The 18,923-nt window shown below is 66.7% G+C and carries 19 protein-coding genes; 13 read left to right on the plus strand and 6 right to left on the minus strand.

Annotation, left to right across the window (positions count from 1 at the left end; genetic code table 11):
- The first annotated feature begins 15 nt into the window (after positions 1-15).
- From ACMGRF_RS08695 to ACMGRF_RS08730, 8 genes are all read left to right on the plus strand, one after another.
- On the plus strand, positions 16-1,155 hold the full coding sequence (locus tag ACMGRF_RS08695; protein ID WP_134709626.1) for an SPFH domain-containing protein: 1,140 nt from the start codon (positions 16-18) through the stop codon (positions 1,153-1,155).
- Between the two features lie 20 nt (positions 1,156-1,175).
- Complete coding sequence (locus ACMGRF_RS08700) at positions 1,176-2,528, plus strand: membrane protein (RefSeq protein ID WP_049438396.1); 1,353 nt, start codon at positions 1,176-1,178, stop codon at positions 2,526-2,528.
- Complete coding sequence (locus ACMGRF_RS08705; protein ID WP_049410834.1) at positions 2,525-2,782, plus strand: hypothetical protein; 258 nt, start codon at positions 2,525-2,527, stop codon at positions 2,780-2,782. The genes ACMGRF_RS08700 and ACMGRF_RS08705 overlap by 4 nt, the downstream gene beginning before the upstream one ends.
- Positions 2,783-2,992: 210 nt before the next feature.
- Positions 2,993-3,577, plus strand: coding sequence for an AprI/Inh family metalloprotease inhibitor (locus tag ACMGRF_RS08710; RefSeq protein WP_049410837.1), 585 nt, complete (start codon positions 2,993-2,995; stop codon positions 3,575-3,577).
- 69 nt (positions 3,578-3,646) lie between these two features.
- Entirely contained in the window at positions 3,647-4,606 is a 960-nt protein-coding gene (locus ACMGRF_RS08715) for a cation diffusion facilitator family transporter (protein WP_049438394.1), read from the plus strand.
- Between the two features lie 72 nt (positions 4,607-4,678).
- A complete protein-coding gene (locus ACMGRF_RS08720; protein WP_049410925.1) occupies positions 4,679-5,314 on the plus strand; it encodes a DNA-3-methyladenine glycosylase in 636 nt (211 codons plus the stop codon).
- Complete coding sequence (locus ACMGRF_RS08725) at positions 5,314-5,508, plus strand: hypothetical protein (RefSeq protein ID WP_049410843.1); 195 nt, start codon at positions 5,314-5,316, stop codon at positions 5,506-5,508. The genes ACMGRF_RS08720 and ACMGRF_RS08725 overlap by 1 nt, the downstream gene beginning before the upstream one ends.
- Before the next feature lie 120 nt (positions 5,509-5,628).
- On the plus strand, positions 5,629-7,347 hold the full coding sequence (locus ACMGRF_RS08730) for a diguanylate cyclase (protein ID WP_049410846.1): 1,719 nt from the start codon (positions 5,629-5,631) through the stop codon (positions 7,345-7,347).
- Here ACMGRF_RS08730 and ACMGRF_RS08735 read toward each other — a convergent pair whose 3' ends face one another.
- The gene (locus tag ACMGRF_RS08735; protein WP_414485839.1) at positions 7,348-8,139 is read right to left on the minus strand and encodes an exodeoxyribonuclease III; all 792 of its coding nucleotides are present in this window, start codon (positions 8,137-8,139) and stop codon (positions 7,348-7,350) included.
- Between the two features lie 160 nt (positions 8,140-8,299).
- Between ACMGRF_RS08735 and ACMGRF_RS08740 the strand changes: the two genes are divergently transcribed.
- Positions 8,300-9,886 carry an alpha-amylase family glycosyl hydrolase gene (locus ACMGRF_RS08740; protein WP_049410851.1) on the plus strand — a complete coding sequence of 529 codons (1,587 nt, stop codon included), beginning with the start codon at positions 8,300-8,302 and terminating at the stop codon, positions 9,884-9,886.
- Here ACMGRF_RS08740 and ACMGRF_RS08745 read toward each other — a convergent pair.
- Positions 9,856-10,842, minus strand: coding sequence for a TIGR03885 family FMN-dependent LLM class oxidoreductase (locus tag ACMGRF_RS08745; RefSeq protein WP_414485840.1), 987 nt, complete (start codon positions 10,840-10,842; stop codon positions 9,856-9,858). The two genes, ACMGRF_RS08740 and ACMGRF_RS08745, sit on opposite strands and share 31 nt — an antisense overlap.
- 59 nt (positions 10,843-10,901) lie before the next feature.
- Between ACMGRF_RS08745 and ACMGRF_RS08750 the strand changes: the two genes are divergently transcribed.
- The 3 genes from ACMGRF_RS08750 (at position 10,902) to ACMGRF_RS08760 (ending at position 12,852) form a co-directional block, all read left to right on the plus strand.
- Entirely contained in the window at positions 10,902-11,285 is a 384-nt protein-coding gene (locus ACMGRF_RS08750; RefSeq protein WP_049410857.1) for a sensory rhodopsin transducer, read from the plus strand.
- Positions 11,286-11,385: 100 nt separating this feature from the next.
- Positions 11,386-12,252: a glucose 1-dehydrogenase gene (locus ACMGRF_RS08755; RefSeq protein ID WP_049410860.1), complete on the plus strand. Its 867-nt coding sequence runs from the start codon at positions 11,386-11,388 to the stop codon at positions 12,250-12,252.
- Positions 12,253-12,258: 6 nt separating this feature from the next.
- Complete coding sequence (locus ACMGRF_RS08760; protein WP_049410863.1) at positions 12,259-12,852, plus strand: mechanosensitive ion channel domain-containing protein; 594 nt, start codon at positions 12,259-12,261, stop codon at positions 12,850-12,852.
- Between the two features lie 256 nt (positions 12,853-13,108).
- Here ACMGRF_RS08760 and ACMGRF_RS08765 read toward each other — a convergent pair whose 3' ends face one another.
- Entirely contained in the window at positions 13,109-14,197 is a 1,089-nt protein-coding gene (locus ACMGRF_RS08765; RefSeq protein WP_049410866.1) for a DNA glycosylase AlkZ-like family protein, read from the minus strand.
- Between the two features lie 45 nt (positions 14,198-14,242).
- Entirely contained in the window at positions 14,243-14,836 is a 594-nt protein-coding gene (locus ACMGRF_RS08770; RefSeq protein ID WP_049410869.1) for a TetR/AcrR family transcriptional regulator, read from the minus strand.
- A 239-nt stretch (positions 14,837-15,075) separates the two neighbouring features.
- On the opposite strand from ACMGRF_RS08770, the gene ACMGRF_RS08775 reads away from it, so the two are divergent.
- The gene (locus tag ACMGRF_RS08775; protein ID WP_414485841.1) at positions 15,076-17,271 is read left to right on the plus strand and encodes a TonB-dependent receptor; all 2,196 of its coding nucleotides are present in this window, start codon (positions 15,076-15,078) and stop codon (positions 17,269-17,271) included.
- A 120-nt stretch (positions 17,272-17,391) separates the two neighbouring features.
- Here ACMGRF_RS08775 and ACMGRF_RS08780 read toward each other — a convergent pair whose 3' ends face one another.
- Positions 17,392-17,748, minus strand: a complete 357-nt coding sequence (locus ACMGRF_RS08780) for a hypothetical protein (RefSeq protein ID WP_049410876.1) — start codon at positions 17,746-17,748, stop codon at positions 17,392-17,394.
- Between the two features lie 458 nt (positions 17,749-18,206).
- Positions 18,207-18,872: a TraX family protein gene (locus ACMGRF_RS08785; RefSeq protein ID WP_049410879.1), complete on the minus strand. Its 666-nt coding sequence runs from the start codon at positions 18,870-18,872 to the stop codon at positions 18,207-18,209.
- Positions 18,873-18,923 lie beyond the last annotated feature (51 nt).

The following is an 18,923-nucleotide window of genomic DNA, read 5'->3' on the forward strand; positions in this document are numbered from 1 at the left end:
CACAGGGAGTTGGACATGGGTCTGGTACAGGCGGTGAAGGGTGCGGTCGGTGGCGTGCTGGCCGACCAGTGGAAGGACTTCTACACCGTGCCCACAGGCCTGCCCTCGACGGCGGCCCTGTTCGCGGCGGTGCCGCGCGGCACCAACGCCGGCCGCGGCTCCAACACCAGCGGCTCGTCCAACATCATCACCAACGGCTCGAAGATCATCGTGCCGGAGGGCTACGGCCTGCTGCTGTTCCAGGACGGCGCGATCACCGCGTTCGTCGCCGAACCGGGCGGCTACGAGTGGCGTTCGGACGATCTTAACTCGCAATCGATCTTCGCCGGCGACGGTCTGGTCAGCACCTTCATCAAGCAGAGCTGGGAACGCTTCAAGTTCGGCGGCCAGCCCGGTTCGCAGCAGGCGGCTTATTTCGTCTCGCTGAAGGAGCTGCCGGACAACCGCTTCGGCACCCAGTCGGAAATCTACTGGGACGACGGTTTCCTCAATACCCAGGTCGGTGCGATCACCCGCGGCTCGTACACGCTGAAGATCGTGGACCCGATCCTGTTCGTGAAGAACTTCGTGCCGGCCAGCTACCTGCAGCCGGGCCAGGTGTTCGACTTCACCGACCTGGACAACGCCGCCGCCAGCCAGCTGTTCAATGAAGTGGTCGGTTCGCTGGCGCCGGCTTTCAGCCTGTACACGAACGATACGGGCAAGGGCAACCGCATCACCAGGCTGCAGCAGGACTCGCTGGGATTTGCACAGAGCCTGTCGGCCGCCGTCGAGCAGGGCTACCAGTGGAAGTCGGATCGCGGCCTGGCCATCGTCAAGACCGCCATTGTCTCGATCGAGTACGACGCCAACACCCGCGAACTGCTGAAGACCGTGCAGCGCGCAGATGCACTGTCTGGCTCGCGCGGTAATTCCAACCTGCAGGCCAGCGTCGCCCAGGGCATCCAGTCGGCCGGCGAGAACGGCGGTGCGGCTGGCCTGGTCGGTGTCGGCATGGCCTCGGGCATGTTCGGTGTCGGCGGCATGCAGCAGCCGGTCACGCCGGCTGCCGACGATCCGGTGGCCAAGCTGAAGAAGGCCAAGGAAATGCTGGACCTGGGCCTGATCACCCAGGGCGACTATGACGCCCTGAAAGCCAAGGCACTGGGCCTGTAACAGCAGGACGCACAACCCACATGTCCGATCCCAGAAACGGCCCACCGCCGCTGCCCGGATCCGCGCCCGCAACGCCGCCGCCCTTGCCGGCGGCGTCGTTGGATGGGCCCGGTTCGCCGCAGGACGTCCCTCCCCTGCCCGGCAGCTTCCCGCTGGACACCTCGAAACTGCCTCAGGCCATCCGCGATGAAGTGGAAGCGCCCGATCCCGTGGCCATCGATACCTCGGCCAGCGAGCTGAAGGACGGCCTCAACCGCTGCCCGAAGTGCGGCGCCACCGACATCCGGCCCAAGGCCGGCACCGATATCCTCGTCTGCCTGTACTGCCGTCACGAATGGCATGGCGCGCGGGTCGAGGAGGAATTCGGGCTGGGCGACGCCATCGACCAGCTGCGTGGCACGGTCATCGCCTCCGGTGCACGCAACATCGATGCCGACACCTCGGCGTTGATGACGTTCAAGTGCACGGGCTGCGGTGCCGAAGTCACGGTCAATACCGAAAGCACGATGACGGCGCGCTGCCACTGGTGCCGCCACGTCTTCGGCGTCAACGAACAGATCAGCAATGGTGCGGTGCCAGACGCGGTGCTGCCCTTCCACATCAAGAAGGACGATGCGGTCGCGCGCATCCGCCAGTTCGTCGACAAGCGCCGCATGTTCGCGCTGAAGGCGTTCAAGGAACAGTTCACCCCGGAAAACGTGGTGGGCGTGTTCCTGCCCTACATGATCGTGGACAGCAACGTCAGCGCGGCCGTGGCCGGCAAGGGCGAGATCCAGACCCGGCAATACACGGTCGGCACCGAGAAGAACAAGCGCACCCTGTACGACGCCGATGTCTACCAGGTCGAACGCCAGGTGGATTTCACGGTTGATGACCTGCCCCTGGAATCCTCGGCCGAGCGCGGCAATCTGGATACCCGCGCCAACACCAACAACATCATCAACACCATCCTGCCGTTCGACACCAAGAACGCGGTGAAGTGGAACGCCTCGTACCTGGCCGGCTTCACCTCTGAAAAACGCAACCTGGATGTGGAAAAGCTGCGGCCGCGGCTGGAAGACCAGCTGCTGTCGATCGCGCGTGCGCAGGTGGAAGGGTCGGTGAGGCGCTACAACCGTGGCGTGCGCTGGGAACAGGAACAGCTGGAGGTGCATGGCACCCGCTGGGTTTCGATGTACCTGCCGGTGTGGTTGTACTCCTACCACCAGCCCGGCAAGAACGGCGGCATGCTGCACTACATCGCGGTGAACGGCCGTACCGGCGAAACCATGGGCAGCGTGCCCGTGCAGCAATGGAAGATGCTGCTGGCGGCCCTGGCCACCGGCACCGTCATTGAAGCCCTCGCAATAGCCTTCCTGGTGGCATCGACATGAGCGACGACAGTGGCCTCTGGCTGTTGGCGGCAGGTCCAGCCGGCGCAACCGCGCTGTACTGGGCGCTGTACCGCTATTACCGCAACACCGACAAATCGCACTCCTTCGAGCACGAGACCGCCATCGAAGCCAAGCCGGTCACCGGCTCTGACCAGCAGGTCGGCCGGGTTACCGGCACCGAGGAAAAGCGTATCCGCGGCGACAATGTGTACGAGTACCGGAAACGGGTCGCTCGGGTGAAACCCGAAGAATAGAGCGAGGCCATGCCTGGCTGCGGGTCGTGCCGGCCGCTGGCCGGCATGCCTTCGGCCTCTGGGCGCCAAAGAGGAGCCGGCCAGCGGCCGGCACGACCCGTCAGCGAACAGCGCCGACTCTTGGCACGCCCGCCCCTGGGCGCGTCCTCACGCCGTCTCCCGCTCCACCGGTTCGATACTCGCGCGGTCCACCCTGCCGAGGATCCTGCGATGGCCGCCGTTCCTGCCCGTGCCTGCCTGTCCGTCCTGTGCTTCCTGACCCTGCCCGCCCTTGCCCAGGACGCGTCGTTCGGCTTCGGTGAACAGACCACCCGTACCGAGCAGACCACGCAATCCAGCAGTACCCAGACCCAGAGCAGTGGCGCAGTGACCACGCAGACCACCACCAGCGGCAGCTCGCAGTCCGAGTCGCGCAGTGAAAGCAAGGGGCTGGACGTGGACTTCGGCTTCCACGACAACAACGATGACTGGGACCACGACCGCCAGCGCGGCGGCCGCGGCGTGCGCGAAGGCGATCTGTTCGGCAGCTGGACGCTGGGCCAGGAGAACGGCAGCACGTGCACCATCGAACTGAAGAGCATCGAGTGGTTCGGTGGCTACAGCGCCTACGTTCCCACCGGCTGCCCGGACGGCTTCTTCTCGGCCAACCGCTGGGTGCTGTCGGGCAACCAGCTGCTGCTCACCGATACCAGCAACACGGTGTTCGGGCGCTTCCGCGCGTCAGGCGGTGGCCGCTGGTCCGGGTTCCGTGAATCCGACGGTGCGCGGTTGTATCTCAATCCGAAGGGGCGTTGAGCGTAGCGTGCACGCAGCGGGCACGCGGCGACCGCGAAGATCAGGCGTCCGCCCCGCCCGCTCACCGAAATGTCCGCTCCCACTGGTTCCCGCCTTGTCATCTATGCCGCGCTCGCGGGCAACCTCGCCATTGCGATCGCCAAATTCATCGCCGCCGGCATCTCCGGCAGCTCGGCCATGCTCAGCGAGGGCGTGCATTCGCTGGTCGACACATTGAATGAACTTCTGCTGCTGTACGGGCTGCGCCGTGCCGGCAAGGCGCCGGATTCCCTGCATCCGTTCGGCTATGGCCGCGAGCTGTACTTCTGGAGCTTCATCGTCGCCCTGCTGGTGTTCGCGGCCGGTGCCGGCGTTTCGGCCTACGAGGGCATCCAGCACATCCGCAGGCCGGAGCCGGCCACCAACCATGCGTTGAGCTACAGCGTGCTGGGCATTTCCATCCTGTTCGAGGGTGCCTCCTGGTGGGTGGCGCTGCGCGAGTTCCGGCGTACCAAAGGCAAACTTGGCTACTTCGAAGCCTTCCGCCGCAGCAAGGATCCTTCCACCTTCACCGTACTGCTGGAAGACAGCGCTGCGTTGCTCGGGCTGGGCTTCGCACTGATCGGCCTGGTGGCCGCGCAGGTGCTGGACATGCCGGTGCTTGATGGCGTTGCGTCGCTGTGCATCGCCGGCGTGCTGGCCGCCACCGCCTTCCTCCTGGCCCGTGAGACCAAGGGCCTGCTGGTCGGAGAACCTGCCCATCCCGCAGTGGCCGAGCGGATCATGGCGGTGGCCGAAACCGATCCGGATCTGCGCCGCGCCAATGGCGTGACCACCATGCAGATGGGCCCGGAACAGGTCGTGGCCATGCTCAGCGCCGAGTTCGAGGATGACCGCCGGACCCCGCAGATCGAAGCCTGCATCACCCGCATCGAAACGGCGGTGAAGCGCGAGTATCCGGAACTGGTGGCACTGTTCATCAAGCCGCAGACGCCGGAGGTGTATGCCGCCCGGCGCGCTGCATTGGCCGCACCGCCTGCGCCGGAATGACGCGGCGTCTGCGCCCGTTTCACCTGATCGATGCCACAGTGCCACGGTATTTCACCCGAGCCTGCCACCACCGTGCCGGACTGGTTGCCCGCCTCCCTGCAGATCCTGCCGCGCCGCTTCTACCGGCGTCCATCGACCGACGTTGCGCCGGAGCTGCTCAACAAGCTGCTGGTGCGCGACGATGGTCGCACTGGCCGCATCGTCGAGGTTGAAGCCTATGCCGGCAGCGACGATCCCGCCGCGCACTCCTATCGCGGGCCAACGCCGCGCACGGCCAGCATGTTCGGTGAGGCCGGCCACCTCTACGTCTACTTCACGTACGGCATGCACTGGGGCAGCAACGTGGTCTGCGGAGAGGTCGGTGAAGGCGTGGCGGTGCTGCTGCGGGCCGTCGAACCGCTGGCGGGCCTGGAGCGCATGCACGAGCTGCGTCCCGCCGCGCGCCGCGACCACGATCTGGCCAGCGGCCCCGGCAAGCTCTCGCAGGCATTCGGTCTGGACCGCAGCTTCGACGGCGCCGATCTGGTGACAGGCAGCCATGGCATCGTGATCGCCAGCGATGGCACCCCGCCTCCGTCCGACCCGGAAGTTGGTCCACGGATCGGAATCACGCGCGCCGTCGATTTCCCCTGGCGATGGCACGTCCGTGACCACCGTCACGTGTCGGTGCGGCGACGCCGCATCTCCGCCCCCGCAAGGAAACCCTGATGACACATCTCGACAAGCCGTTGCGACGCGAACTGGAGATCGATGGCCAGCCCTACACCCTGACTGTGGACCCTGACGGCCTGAAGCTGGTGGAGAAGGGGCGACGCAAGGGCATTGCGTTGCGCTGGCAGGATCTGGTGTCCGGAGACGCGGCGCTGGCAACCGCATTGCAGGCATCGCTGCGCGAGCACTGAACCGGCGCGCCCGCCTCACATCGGCATCACCCCGCCATGGCGATACATAACGCCGTGCGCACTAGCGTAGTCCCAGACAGCTGCCGCAAGCGCCCTCGCCACCCAGCCCTGAAAAGCGCCATGGACGAAGCCGAACGACTGCTCGAAATCGAACGACTGCACCTGTTGGATACGCCACCGGAGCCGGTGTTCGATGCCATCGTCGCCGCCGCCCGCGCCGCAACCGGCATGACCATGGGCCTGATCAGCGTGGTGGCCGAAGACCGCCAGTGGTTCAAGGCCAACATCGGCCTTGAGGGCGTCAGCGAAACGGCCCGCGAAATTTCCTTCTGCACCCATGCCATACGCCAGGACGAGCTGTTCGAGATACCCGATGCGCGCCAGGACCCACGTTTCTCCACCAATCCGCTGGTGACAGGTGGGCCGCGCATCCGCCACTACGCTGGCATCCCCCTGGGCTCGGCGCACGGCGCACGTATCGGCACGCTGTGCCTGCTCGATCCGATGCCCGGCGTGCTGTCTCCGTCCCAGCGCGAACTGATGGTGCACCTTGCCCGGGTCACCACCCAGGTGCTGGAGCAGCGCAGCACGCTGATGGCGCAGGTGGGCCAGGCCAAGGCGCTGCATCGCGAGCTCAAACGCAGCGAAGACTTCCTGGAGCGCACCAACCGCGCCGCCCGGGTGGGCGGCTGGGAGATGGACCTGGTCACCAACGAAGTGCGCTGGACCCGCGAGACCAAGCAGTTGCACGGCGTGCGCAGCAACTTTGAACCGACGCTCGACACCGCGCTGTCGTTCTATCGCGAAGACAGCCGCAACATCATCCGGGCAGCAGTGCAGCGTTGCATCGACGAAGGCACGTCCTGGGAGGTGCAGCTGCCAATGACCACCGCCGACGGGCGCGCGATCTGGACCCGGGTGGTCGGCAGCCGGCAACAGGTCGACGGGCATCCGCGCCTGGTCGGGGCGATCCAGGACATCACGGACGAGCGAGCCGCGCTCGACGCGCTGGAAGCGAGCGAAACCCGCTACCGGCGACTGTTCCACTACAGCCTGGGCCTGATCTGCACCCACACCCTGGACGGCACATTGACCTCGGTGAATCCGGCGGCCGTGCAATCGCTGGGTTTCGAGGAAAGCCAGATGGTCGGGCGCAGCCTGTGTGACCTGATGCCGCCGGAAAAACGCGAGGGCTTCAAGGCCTACCTCGCTCGGATCCAGGCAAACCACACCGACGCTGGCGTGATCGAGCTGATCGCCGCGGACGGAACGCGCCACTACTGGGCGTATCACAACGTGCTCGACAACGAAGCCAGCCCGCCCTACGTGCTGGGACATGCTCAGGACGTCACCGCGCTGCGGATGCAGGAGCAGCAGCTGCGCGAGATGTCCTTCAAGGATCCGCTCACGCAGTGCTACAACCGGCGTTACCTGCACCGGCTGGATGAACTGATTGACGAGCGCTGGGCCTGCGTGATGTTCGATCTGGACCATTTCAAGCACATCAACGACACCCAGGGCCACAGGCGTGGCGACGCCGTCCTGGTCGAGTTCGCCACGTTCCTGCGCTCACCGCTGGGCAAGGAGGAGACGGTGGTGCGACTGGGCGGCGACGAATTCATGGTGGTACTGGTCGCGCCTGCGGACGGCCGGTTGAGCGAACTGGAGCATTGGTACCAGGACCACGCCGCGCTCTCGCCCAGCGCGTTCTCGATGGGTGCGGCCATCAACACGCCCGGCGAGCCGGTGGCCGACACCATCCAGAAAGCGGACAGCCGCCTGTACCGCACCCGCGCACGGGTACGCCGCGAGCGACGCGAAGACCCAACCGCGCGTTGATCACGCGCTTACCGTCACCCACGCCGGCGCGTGGTCGCTGGCCTTTGCCTGCAGGCGTACCCAGCGGTCGACGCCAGCGTCCTTCAGTCGCTCCGCCAGTACGGGGTTCAACAGCAGATGATCGATGCGCAACCCACGGTCGCGCTCGGCATGCTGGCGGAAATAATCCCAGAAGGTGTAGATCGTGGCGTTGCCGTGCACCTTCCGCAACGCATCGGTCCAGCCCTGCGCCAGCAGCCGTTCAAAGGCCTCGCGCACCTCGGGCTGGAACAGCGCATCGCGGCGCCAGGCCTTGGGGTCGTAGACGTCGGCTTCGGTGGGAATCACGTTGAAATCACCCAGCAGCAGCGCCGGGTGCGGCAGCTCGACCAGGCTGCGCGCATGCCGGATCAGGCGCGCCATCCAGCGCAGCTTGTAGTCGAACCTGGGCCCGGGCTGCGGGTTGCCGTTGGGCAGGTAGAGGGCACCCACGATGACCCCGTGCACCGCCGCCTCCAGGTAGCGGCTCTGCGTGTCGCTGGGCTCGCCGGGCAATCGACGGCGGCTCTCGACCGGCGTGGCCCCCCGTGCCAGCAGTGCCACGCCGTTCCAGCGCGCCTCGCCTTGCCAGAGTGCACCGTACCCAGCCTCCTCCAATGACGCAGCCGGAAACGCGGCGTCGGTCGCCTTCAGTTCCTGCAGGGCAACCACGTCCGGCGATTCCCTGTGCAGCCAGTCCAGCAGCTGTGGCAGGCGCGTGCCGATGCCGTTGACGTTGAACGTGGCAATACGAAGCGACTTGCGTCGGGCCATGCAGGAAGCCTCCTCGGCGCAGGGAATGAGCGTTCACTGTGCGCGCCCGCGCATGCAGAGTCCGTGGATGCCATGTCACGACAGGGTGCCATCCGTTTCACGAACCGCTGCCACGCGCGACAGCAGGCTGGTCATCCGTGGACAGTGACGGAGAAGCCCCATGGCGGTGCGCCCGCTTCGCGCGATCTACCAGGTCGACCCCTACCTGTTCCGCGACAGCGACGGCCGCGGCTGGGGCACGCTGGATGGCATCACCGAAAAGCTGGACTACCTGCAGTGGCTCGGTGTCAGCCACCTGTGGCTGCTGCCGTTCTACTGCAACGCCGGCCGTGACGGTGGCTACGATGTCACCGATCACTACCGCATCGATCCACGCCTGGGCGACCAGGCCGCGTTCCAGCACCTGGTCGATGCTGCCGACGCACGCGGTATCGGCATCATCGTCGAGCTGGTGATGCAGCACACTGCCAGCACCCACCCGTGGTTCGTCGCCGCGCAGCGGGGCGACCCGGCATGGCGCCGCTGGTACCTGTGGAGCGACCACGTGCCCGACGACGGCCTGCAGCCGATGTTCCCACCGATCGAGGCGTCTGCCTGGACATGGGACGCCGAGGCCGGCGCGTTCAACCGTCACATGTTCTACCGGCACGAGCCAGACCTGGAGTTGGCCCATGCGCCGGTACGCGACGAACTGCTGCGGGTGATGACGTTCTGGATGGAGCGCGGCGTGGCCGGCTTCCGCGTGGATGCGGTCCCGTACATGGTCGAGCGCGCCCGCCACGCCGACCCGCGCGACGACGGGTTGTGGCTGCTGGAGGAAATGCGCGCCACGGCAGATGCGCAACAGCCAGGCCTGCCGCTGATCGGCGAAGCGGATGTCAGCGCGCCCCGCTACGGTGACTTCCTGTGCCAGGGCCGGCGGCTTTCGCACCTGCTCGACTTCCATCTGAACAATCATTTCTTCCTGGCCCTGGCGCGCGGCGACGCCAGTGAAGTGGCCCGGGTCATGGCCGAATACGGACCGCAGGCGCCGCCGCGCACGCGCATCGCCTGGCTGCGCAACAATGATGAGCTTGACCTGGAGCAGCTTGAGCCGGACGAACGCGAGGCGGTGATGGAGCGCTTCGCGCCCGAACCTGGCATGCGCATCTATCGCCGCGGCATCCGCCGCCGGCTGGCGCCCATGCTGGACGGCGACACCGCGTGGCAGGCCATGGCCTGGGCCGCACTGCTGTCGCTGGGTCAGGTGCCGGTGATCCGCTATGGGGAAGAGATCGGCCTCGGTGACTGCCTGGAGCTACCAGAACGCAATGCCGTGCGGGTGCCGATGCACTGGCACGGTGGACCAGCGGCGGGGTTTACCGATCAACCGCGGCATGCCTGGCGCGTGCCTCCGGCAGACGGCGCTTACGGTTACCGGACGGTGAATGTCGAGGCGCAACGCGCGACGCCCGGCTCGCTGCTGCAGCGCGTGCGCGAGCTGCTGCAGCAACGCAATGCACATCCCGTGCTGCAGCAGGGTCCTCACACGCTCGACCCACCTTCACCTGCGCTGCTGATGCTCCGCTACGGCGAGGCCCCCCACCAGGCACTGGCACTGATCAACTTCGGCGACGACCCGGTTGAGGTAGAGGTGCCCCTGCACGGCCCGCTGCGTACGCTGGTGGGCCACGGCGCCAGGCTGCAGGATCGCCGCTGTTGCCTGCAGGGCCATGGCTATACGTGGCTGGCCGCCGAGGGCGCCTGAGTGCGCAGCGCGGGCAGCACGTGTTCGGCGAAATCATCGATGAAGCGGTCCTGCTCGCGGTTCACGTTGTGCAGGTAGATGCGATCGAAGCCCAGTGACTGCAGTTCCTGCAGCCAGGCCCGGTGCTGGCCAAGATCCGCCGAGACATGCACGTGCTGGCGCAGCTCGTCGGCACTGACCGACCGGGCCTGTGCCTCGAACTGCTCGGGCTGGTCCAGGCCTTCGGCCAGTTCCGGTGGCAGGACATTGGCGCTCCACTGCTCCATCGCGCCTTCCAGTGCCGCCTGTTCGGCACGCGCGTAGGAGAGCTTGGCCTGCAGGTACATCGGCTTGCCCCTGCCACCGCCCTGTTCGAACGCCGCCACCACGCGCTGCAACTGCGCCAATGGCTGGCTGATCGTGATCAGGCCGTCGGCCCAGCCCCCCATCCAGCGTGCGGTGTCCTCCGTGACGGCTGCACCCAGCAGCGGCAGGGGAAGTGCCGGCCGGCTGTACAGTCGCGCCTGGCGCACCTGGAAGCCACCGTCGTGGTCGACCTGCTCGCCGCCCCACAGCCGCCGCATCACCTCGGCCGCATCGCGCAGTGCCCTCTGCCGCTCCCGCTTGGCTGGCCACGGCTGGCCGGTGATGCGCTCGTTCAGCGCCTCGCCGGTACCCAGCGCCAACCAGATCCGGCCCGGCGCCAGCTGCTCCAGCGTCGCCGCTGCCTGTGCCACCAAGGCCGGGTGCTGGCGCAGCATCGGGCACGTCACCATGCCCAGGGTCAACGCGCTCTGCACCGCCAGCGCGCCGGCCCACACCCAGCTGTGGCCCGACTGCCCTTGTGCGGTCGTCCACGGGTGGAAATGGTCGGAGCACATCAGGGCCTCGAATCCCGCCTGTTCGGCGCGCAGCGCCAGGCCCAGCAAGGTGGTGGGCGGGAACTGCTCATGCGATGCGTGGTAGCCGATGGTCATCACGGATTCCGTGCGGGGACTGGACACGATGGCAACACCCCTCCAGCTAAAACGGCGTCATGGAAACGAACGCTTCCTGCATCGGGCATCGACGCTGGGCTATCGCCGAAGGCTACATTCCAGCCTGGAGCAACGGCCCGTCACCGGAGATGCAGAGTCACGAAACATGCTGCGTCCTCAATGCCGGCAACGAGGACGCACATGTCACCCTGACCCTCTACTTCGAGGACCGCGATCCGGTGGGCCCCTACCGGATAACGGTGCCGGCGCGGCGCACCTGCCATCTGCGCTTCAACGATCTGCAGGATCCGGCACCTGTGCCGCGCGGCACGGGCTTCGCCACCCTCGTCGAATCCGACCAGCCGATCATCGTGCAGCATACGCGGCTGGATTCACGGCAACCGGCCAACAGCATCATGACCACCATCGCGCATCCATTGTGAAGCCGCGCGCGCAGGCGTCCACGCTGCAACGACACCGCGCCCTCCAGCCGTTTACCCGCTTGGAGGGAGACTGGCGCCGGTTTCCTTTCGGAGAGTGACGATGGCCCTGCCCGATTACCCACGCCCGCCCTTCCCGGCCCAGCAGCAACCCTTCCCCGGCAAGACTGCGCAGATGCAGCCCCGGCCGGACCATGGCGAGGACAGTTATCGCGGGCATGGCCTGCTGCAGGGCAAGAAGGCACTGATCACCGGCGGTGACAGCGGTATCGGCGCGGCGGTGGCGATCGCTTTCGCGCGCGAAGGCGCCGACGTTGCCATCGCATTCCTCGATGGCGAGCAGGACGACGCCCGCCATGTGCAGCAGCAGATCGAACAGGCCGGGCGCAAAGCCGTGCTGGTACCGTGTGACATCAGTGACCCGGCACAGGCGCGCTCGCTCGTAGACCGCGTGGCCAGCGAGCTGGACGGTCTCGACATCCTGGTGAACAACGCTGCCTACCAGCGCTACTACGAGCACTTCGACGACATCACCCTGGATGACTGGAAGCGGACGTTCGATACCAACGTCCATGCCGTGTTCAATCTGACCCGGCTGTGCGTCCCGCACCTGCGCGGTGGCGGTGCGATCATCAACACCGCATCGGTCAATTCCAAGCGACCGACGCCGAACATCCTTCCCTATTCTGCAACCAAAGGTGCCGTCGCCAACCTGACGCTGGGGCTGGCCGGCCTGCTCGCCGAGCAGCAGATCCGCGTCAATGCCGTGCTGCCCGGCCCGATCTGGACGCCGTTCATTCCCGCAGGCATGGCCGCCGAAGAGGTCGAACAGTTCGGCGCGCAGACGCCATTCGGCCGCCCCGGACAGCCGGCCGAGCTGGCCTCGGCCTATGTGATGCTGGCTTCGGACAGCGCCAGCTACACCTCCGGTGCACTGCTGACTATCTCCGGCGGCGCGGCAACACTGTGACTCCTCATGGCCGGATTGCCCGCCTGGATCGAAGACTGGCTGACTGTGGTGGTGCCGGTGGCCGAGGTGCTGGCCATCCTGGGCGTCGCATGGGTGATGGTGCGTGCCCTGGCGTGGCTGCTGGTGCAGGCCCGGCAGCGCGGCAGGCTGGCTCCCGAGCTTCATGTGGGCCTGCGCCGCGGCGGTGCCTTGCTGCTGTATCTGGCGGCTGCGCTGCTGATACTGGAGCGCCTGGGCGTGTCGCGCTCGGTGCTGTGGACCGCGCTGACCGGGTTCATGGCGGTCGGTGCGGTGGCGTTCTTCGCCGCATGGAGCGTGTTGTCCAACCTGTTCTGTTCGTTCCTGATCGTCGCTACGCGCCCGTTCCGCATCAATGACACCATTGAAGTGCTGGAAAGCGTGGACAAGCCGGGCTTGTGCGGTCAGGTGGTTGACATCAACCTGATCTACACCACGCTGAGTGATCGTGGCGAAGGCGCGCGCGGTTGCCTGCTGCGCGTGCCCAACTCCTTGTTCTTCCAGCGCATCACCCGGCACTGGGGTGACGGCGGGTATTCCCAGCTGCCGGGAAGCGTGCCAATCAAAGGCAAGGTGCGCTGAGCAGCTGTAGAGCCGAGATCCTATGTTCGGCTTGCTGCGCGCAGCGCTCGGTGCAGCGCGACCTGAACGGAGTGCAGCCGAGCGCGGGCTCGGCTCTACAGGTGCCATAGCGGGCGGCCCTATTCCGCCGCCAGTGCCTGGATAGGGTCCAGCTGTGCAGCACTGCGTGCCGGGAAGCAGCCGAAGCCCAGCCCGATCACAGACGAACACACCAACGCGGCCAGCACCCAGATAGGTACCCATGCGCCGCTTGGCGCTACAGGAACTCCGCCATGCGCTGCAACTCGTCGTCCAGCGCGCCACGAAATGCCTTGTCGCGGGCCAGCGACTTGCCGGCATAACCCACGTTCGGCACCAGCTCACCGCCGCACACGCTCAGGTTGGCCCAGCCCACCACCTGGTCATGCCACAGCACCGGCAGTGCGTAGTACCCATACTGGCGCTTTGGCGCAGGCGTGTAGGCCTCGAACTTGTACACCCAGCCCCACAGCAACTCGAAGCGGCGGCGGTCCCACACTACCGGGTCGAACGGCGCCAGCAGGCGCACCTGCTCGTCCGATGCATGGCGGCGCGAACGCGGATTCTCGTCCGCCGGCCAGTACCAGGTAGTGCCCTCCAGCGTGCAACTGGCCAGCTGCTGCTTTGCCAGTGCCAATGCCTTGCGGGTCTGCTCGGCCAGATGGGGGGCACCATAGCCCAGCAGCCGCACCAGATAGGTCAGGCTGGCCGATGGCAGCGGCGCGTACTTGCGCACCACCAGATCAATCAGGGCGGCCGCGCGTTCGACCTGCGACTGCTCGCTGGCATCCGCCTCGGCATGCTCGGCCACGGCGTAGATACGGGTGCCGTTGTCGCGCCGCGCCACGCGCAGCAGGCCACGGTAGTGCATGCCATCCAGCAGATGCGTGCTGGCATTGCTGGTGCCACCCCAGTAGTTGGTTACGCGCCCATGCGCGAAGGCCTGGTCGACCTCGCGCGGATGCACACTGCCGCGCTCGCGCACGAACGCCAGCACCTCGGCGGCGCGGCGATGGGTCTCGGCGTCCCAATTGCGCTTGGCCACGCGCGGGTGCATCAGTGCCAGATGCTCGCGGGGCAGGAAGCCGTAGTTCACCAGGCAGTCCTCTTCCACCGGCAAGCGGCTGTAGCGCCGCTCAAGATCGCCTGCGCGGTAGTGCTTCACCCGGTGCCGCAGGGTCAGGTCCTGCGCGCGTGCAGGTGCCCGGATCGGGTCGGCCTGCACGAAGCCCAGCTTCCGGATCGCGGTCAGCAGCGTGGTCGGCTTGAACAGGGTGCGCGCCACCGCGTAGCGGCGCAGGTTTTCAAGAGTGGGCGTGACAGGCATGGCCGCATTGTAGATCCACGCCGTGCGTGGATGGCATCACGGTGCTCAGTCCGCGCTCTCCGCGTCCAGCAGCTGCAATGACCCGATCACCAGCGCCTGCATGCCCTGCTTGAACTCGGTGATCACCTGCCCCTCTTCGTCGTCCGCAATCGCGTAGATGGTGTCGGCGCCGGCGATGCAGTAGAAGGCGATCGTGGCCAGCAGCCAGCGCGCCTTGTCCATCGGCAGGCCGAATACCTCGGCCACGTGGGCCTGGTGCGCGGCGATCTTTTCCAGCATCGGCGCGGTCGCCACCGTGCGCCGCAGCAGGTACGGCGGCAGCCCGGGGTGCGCCTTCACCACCTCGCACAACGATTCGACGAAGACCATCAGATAACCCTGCAAGCCGCCCGGCGCATCTGCCGACGCGCGCGGGATCTGCCAGCGCTGGAACACCGCCTCCGCCACCAGGCGCTTCAACGCCTCCAGGTTCGCCACGCGCTTGTACAGCGCCGCCTGGGTTACCGCCAGTTCGGCGGCCACGTTGGCCATGGTCAGGTTGGGAAGGCCCAGGCGGATGCCGATGTCGGCCAGGCGCTTGGGGGTGATGGTCGGCGGGCGGCCGCGCGGCGGCACCGTGGTTTCGCGTTGCGTGTTCATACCCTGCCGAGGGTGCCAGCAAAGGGACCCTCTTGTCCGCTTTGGTCGATTTAGTTTATTTTACTCAACTAATTCGGAATGCGTCCGGCTCGCAACCACGGCGCAGCCCGAACCGAGCCCCAGGCTCACTTCCCGCCAGGTCCCCACCCAGCCGACAACCCTGCGCTGCGCGCTCTTCCCGTGCTTGCCGATGGCAGCGCGCCAGGCGCGCTCGCGCCCAAGATTCACAGGACCCTGGCATGACCACGTACCCCTCCTCTTCCCCGCAGAACGGCGCTGCCGCCGCGTCATGCGGCCACGCGCATCTGCACGGCCTGGCCCGGCGCCACCGCGCATCGGCGCTCGCGCTTGGCCTGCTGGCATCATGTGCCGCGCTGGCCGAAACCGCGCCATCCACCCTGCCCTCGGTGCAGGTGCAGGAACAGCGCCGCGTGACGGGGGACTATGCCGGCGGCCAGGTGGCCGCTGGCGGCCGCGTCGGCCTGCTTGGCGACAAGGACTTCATGGATACGCCGTTCAATACGGTCAGCTACACCGAATCTTTCATCCGCGACCGCCAGGCCAAGGACCTGACCGACGTCATCGCCGCCACCGACCCCACCGTTTTCAGCAACGGTGTTACCGGTGCGTGGAGCGAGAACTACGCGATCCGCGGCTTCGCCTCCAGCACCAGCGACACCACCTTCAATGGCCTGATCGGCATGGCGCCGTACTACCGCACCTCACCGGAGATGTTCGAACGCATCGAAGTGCTGAAGGGCCCGTCCGCACTGCTCAACGGCATGCCACCGGGTGGTTCGGTCGGTGGCAGCGTCAACCTGGTGCCCAAGCGTGCAGGCGAGCAGCCGCTGCAGCGGGTCAGCGCCAACTTCGCCTCCGATGCGCAGTTCGGCACCCATGTGGACATCGGCCGCCGCTTGGGCACCGACAAGCAGTTCGGCATCCGCTTCAACGGCGCCTACCGTGATGGCGATGGCGCCGTGGGCAAGCAGCGCAAGAAGGTCCAGCTCGGTTCGCTGGCATTGGACTGGCGCGGCGAACGTGCCCGGCTGTCGGCCGATCTGTACAGCGCCGACGACCGTGTTGATGGCCCCGCGCGTGGTGTCGGCCTCGCGCCGGGCGTGGCCATTCCGCGGCCGCCGCGTGGCGATACGCTGATCAATCCGGACTGGGCCTACGTGGACAGCCAGGACAAGGGCGCGATGCTGCGCGGCGAACTGGATATCAGCGATACCCTGACGGCCTACCTGGCCTACGGCACCAGCAGGACCGATTACCGCTACAACGGTTCGATCAGCGCGCAGATCCTCAATCCGGCCGGCGACTTCACCACGGTGATCGGCCAGCTCGCCTTCGATATCAGGAAGCAGTCCGCAGATGCCGGCCTGCGCGGTTCGTTCCACACCGGCAGCGTCGACCACCAGTGGGCTGCCAATGTGACCCACTATCAGCATACCCAGAACGACTACGGCCGCCGCAGCGTGCCGGGCTGGGACTGGACCACCAACCTGTACAACCCGGTGTGGGGCCCGGCCGCGCCGTTCGTAGCGCCGCACATCTCGCATAGCGAACTGCGGCTGGACAGCATCGGCGTTGCCGATACCCTGTCCTTCGCCGATGACCGCGTGCAGTTGACGCTGGGTGTGCGCCGCCAGCAGGTGGTCAGCGAGACCTTCAACGTCGCCAGCGGTGCACGCACCTCGCGCTACGACGAGAGCGCCACCACCCCGGCAGCGGCCCTGCTGGTGAAGGCGACCGACACGGTCTCCCTCTACACCAACTACATCGAAGGGCTCAGCCAGGGCGCGACCGCGCCGATGACCGCCGCCAATGCCGGCGATGTGTTCGCACCGTTCCGCACCAAGCAGAAGGAGCTGGGCCTGAAGCTTGATCTGGGCAGCTTCGCGCACACCTTCAGCGTGTACGAGATCAGGCGGCCGAGCAGTTACACCGACCCGGTCACGAATATCTTCTCGTTTGGCGGCGAGCAACGTAACCGCGGTGTGGAATGGGGCTTCTTCGGCGCACCGATGGACGGCGTGCGCCTGCTCGGTGGCGTGGCCTATGTACAGCCGAAGCTGACCCGCACGGCTGGCGGCGTGAATGAAGGCCGCATGGCCACCGCCGTGGCGCAGCGGCAGGCCAAGCTGGGCGTGGAGTGGGATGTGCCCGCGCTGGAAGGCCTGACCCTGACCGGTAATGCCACGGCGATGTCGAAGCAGTACATCAGTGCCGACAACCGCCTGTCGGTGCCGGGGCGCACGTTGTTCGACGTAGGCGCGCGCTACAGCACCACCGTGGCGGGTCGGCCGCTTGCGTTGCGGGCCAGCGTGAACAACGTGACCAACAAGTCGTATTGGGGCATGCCGTTGTTGTCGAGCCTGGCACTGGGTGCACCGAGGACGGTGCTGCTGTCGGCAACGATGGATTTCTAAGCTGGCGTGGAACCCCTGTAGAGCCGAGCCATGCCCGGCTCCGTTTCGTCTGCTGAGCCGAGCGTGGGCTCGGCTCTACAGGTCGTCGGGCAATCCGCGAACAAGGTGTGGATCTGCGTTTCATTCCGGCTGCAGACGATAGATGGCGTGGCTGGTCAACGCCAATGCCGCCAGCGTCAGACCTTCCATCACGCGATCGCCGACGTACTGGTCCGGGCCGCCATTCTGGCGGGCGCGTTCGGCCGCCAGCAGGATCTCCTGCACGATGCGCAGCCCGGCCAGTGCACCGTCGGCGTCGGCCAACGCCAGGCACCGGCCGGGCAGCTGATGGCGCTCGGGCCAGGGCTGGCCGTCGGCAGCCGCGCCCAACCCGATGCGATGCAGCAGGGCCGTCAGGCTGTTGGGATTAGACGCGATGTCGTGCGCTTCATCGGCATTGGCCGGGGCGCGCTGATGGGGAAACTCCGATGCGTTCATGGCAGGTCTCCGTGCAAGGCATGCGGGACCACCGCCCTTAACAAAGGCGGCGGACGGTACGTGTGTGGAAACCGGTAGCTAAGCGTCATTACCCGGTGGGTTCGCTTGCGCGCACCCCACGTACCGCCCGCCATGGAACGCGAACGGAATGCCAGCCGGCGCCGCGCAAGGCGACGCCGGCTGGCAAGCGTAAACAACGCATAGCTAAACGGGTTTCCACACCCGGCCACCCTTTTCCGGCGGCAATCCATCATGTGCACGACGGGGTGGCAGGCGCCAACAACCCACGTGCAGAGACAGCAACGTTCACGCAGTGGCAGCATTGTCGCATATCGACAATCGAGCCGAAGATTCAACAACTTGCACCATGCCGATGGCGGCATGCTTCACCCCCATCGGCACCGCGCATTCCTTGACCGCATCCGGCATTCAAGACAGGCGACGCGCCAGTTCCGACATTACGCAAGCAGATGGGCAGTCAACGCCAGCACCGCCAGATGTCCCACGTAGTACCCGTAGAACACCCACCGCCAGCGCGGCAGTGGCCAATTCACCCGCGCGGCCAGCAGCACCACCGGAACGGCCAGCAGCGCCCAGCCGTTGTGGTTCGCCCAGCACACCGCCGCAAGCGCGACCAACAGCGGCCACCACGCGCGATGCCGGAACGCGATCCAGGCCAGCAGCACGGCGCCAACGCCGGCCCACTGGTAGTCCACGAACATCGGCAGCACGCCGGCAGCCATCAACAGCAGCACAGGCCGATGGTTCGCCAGCGCATGCACGGCCACCGCAGCCAAAGTGAAGGTAAGCAGGATGTTGAGCGGCAGCCAGGAACCGAACGCGAAAGCGTGCAACGGCTGGGCGATCAACCCCCATAGCGCGAGCCGGCGCATCGATTTGCGCAGGTCGGCGCCGGGCTGGGCCAGGTTGCAGGCCATCACCAGCGCGAACAGCGGGAACGCGATACGCCCCAGTTCGCTGACCACCGGCACGTAGCCCCCGAACACCACCTTGGCCACGTGGTCGCCGGTCATGGCCAGCAGCGCGATCCACTTCAGCAGCTCGCGCGCGCCGCTGCCGAGGGTGAGGTTGAAGGTGGACGTCCCGGCCGTGGTCGCTTGCATCGCGGAAGCTTATGCGCATCGGCCAGCGCATTTCCAGCGCCGCGCAGGAGC

This window comes from Stenotrophomonas sp. EMP41 (assembly GCF_047495535.1).
GTDB lineage: Bacteria > Pseudomonadota > Gammaproteobacteria > Xanthomonadales > Xanthomonadaceae > Stenotrophomonas > Stenotrophomonas sepilia.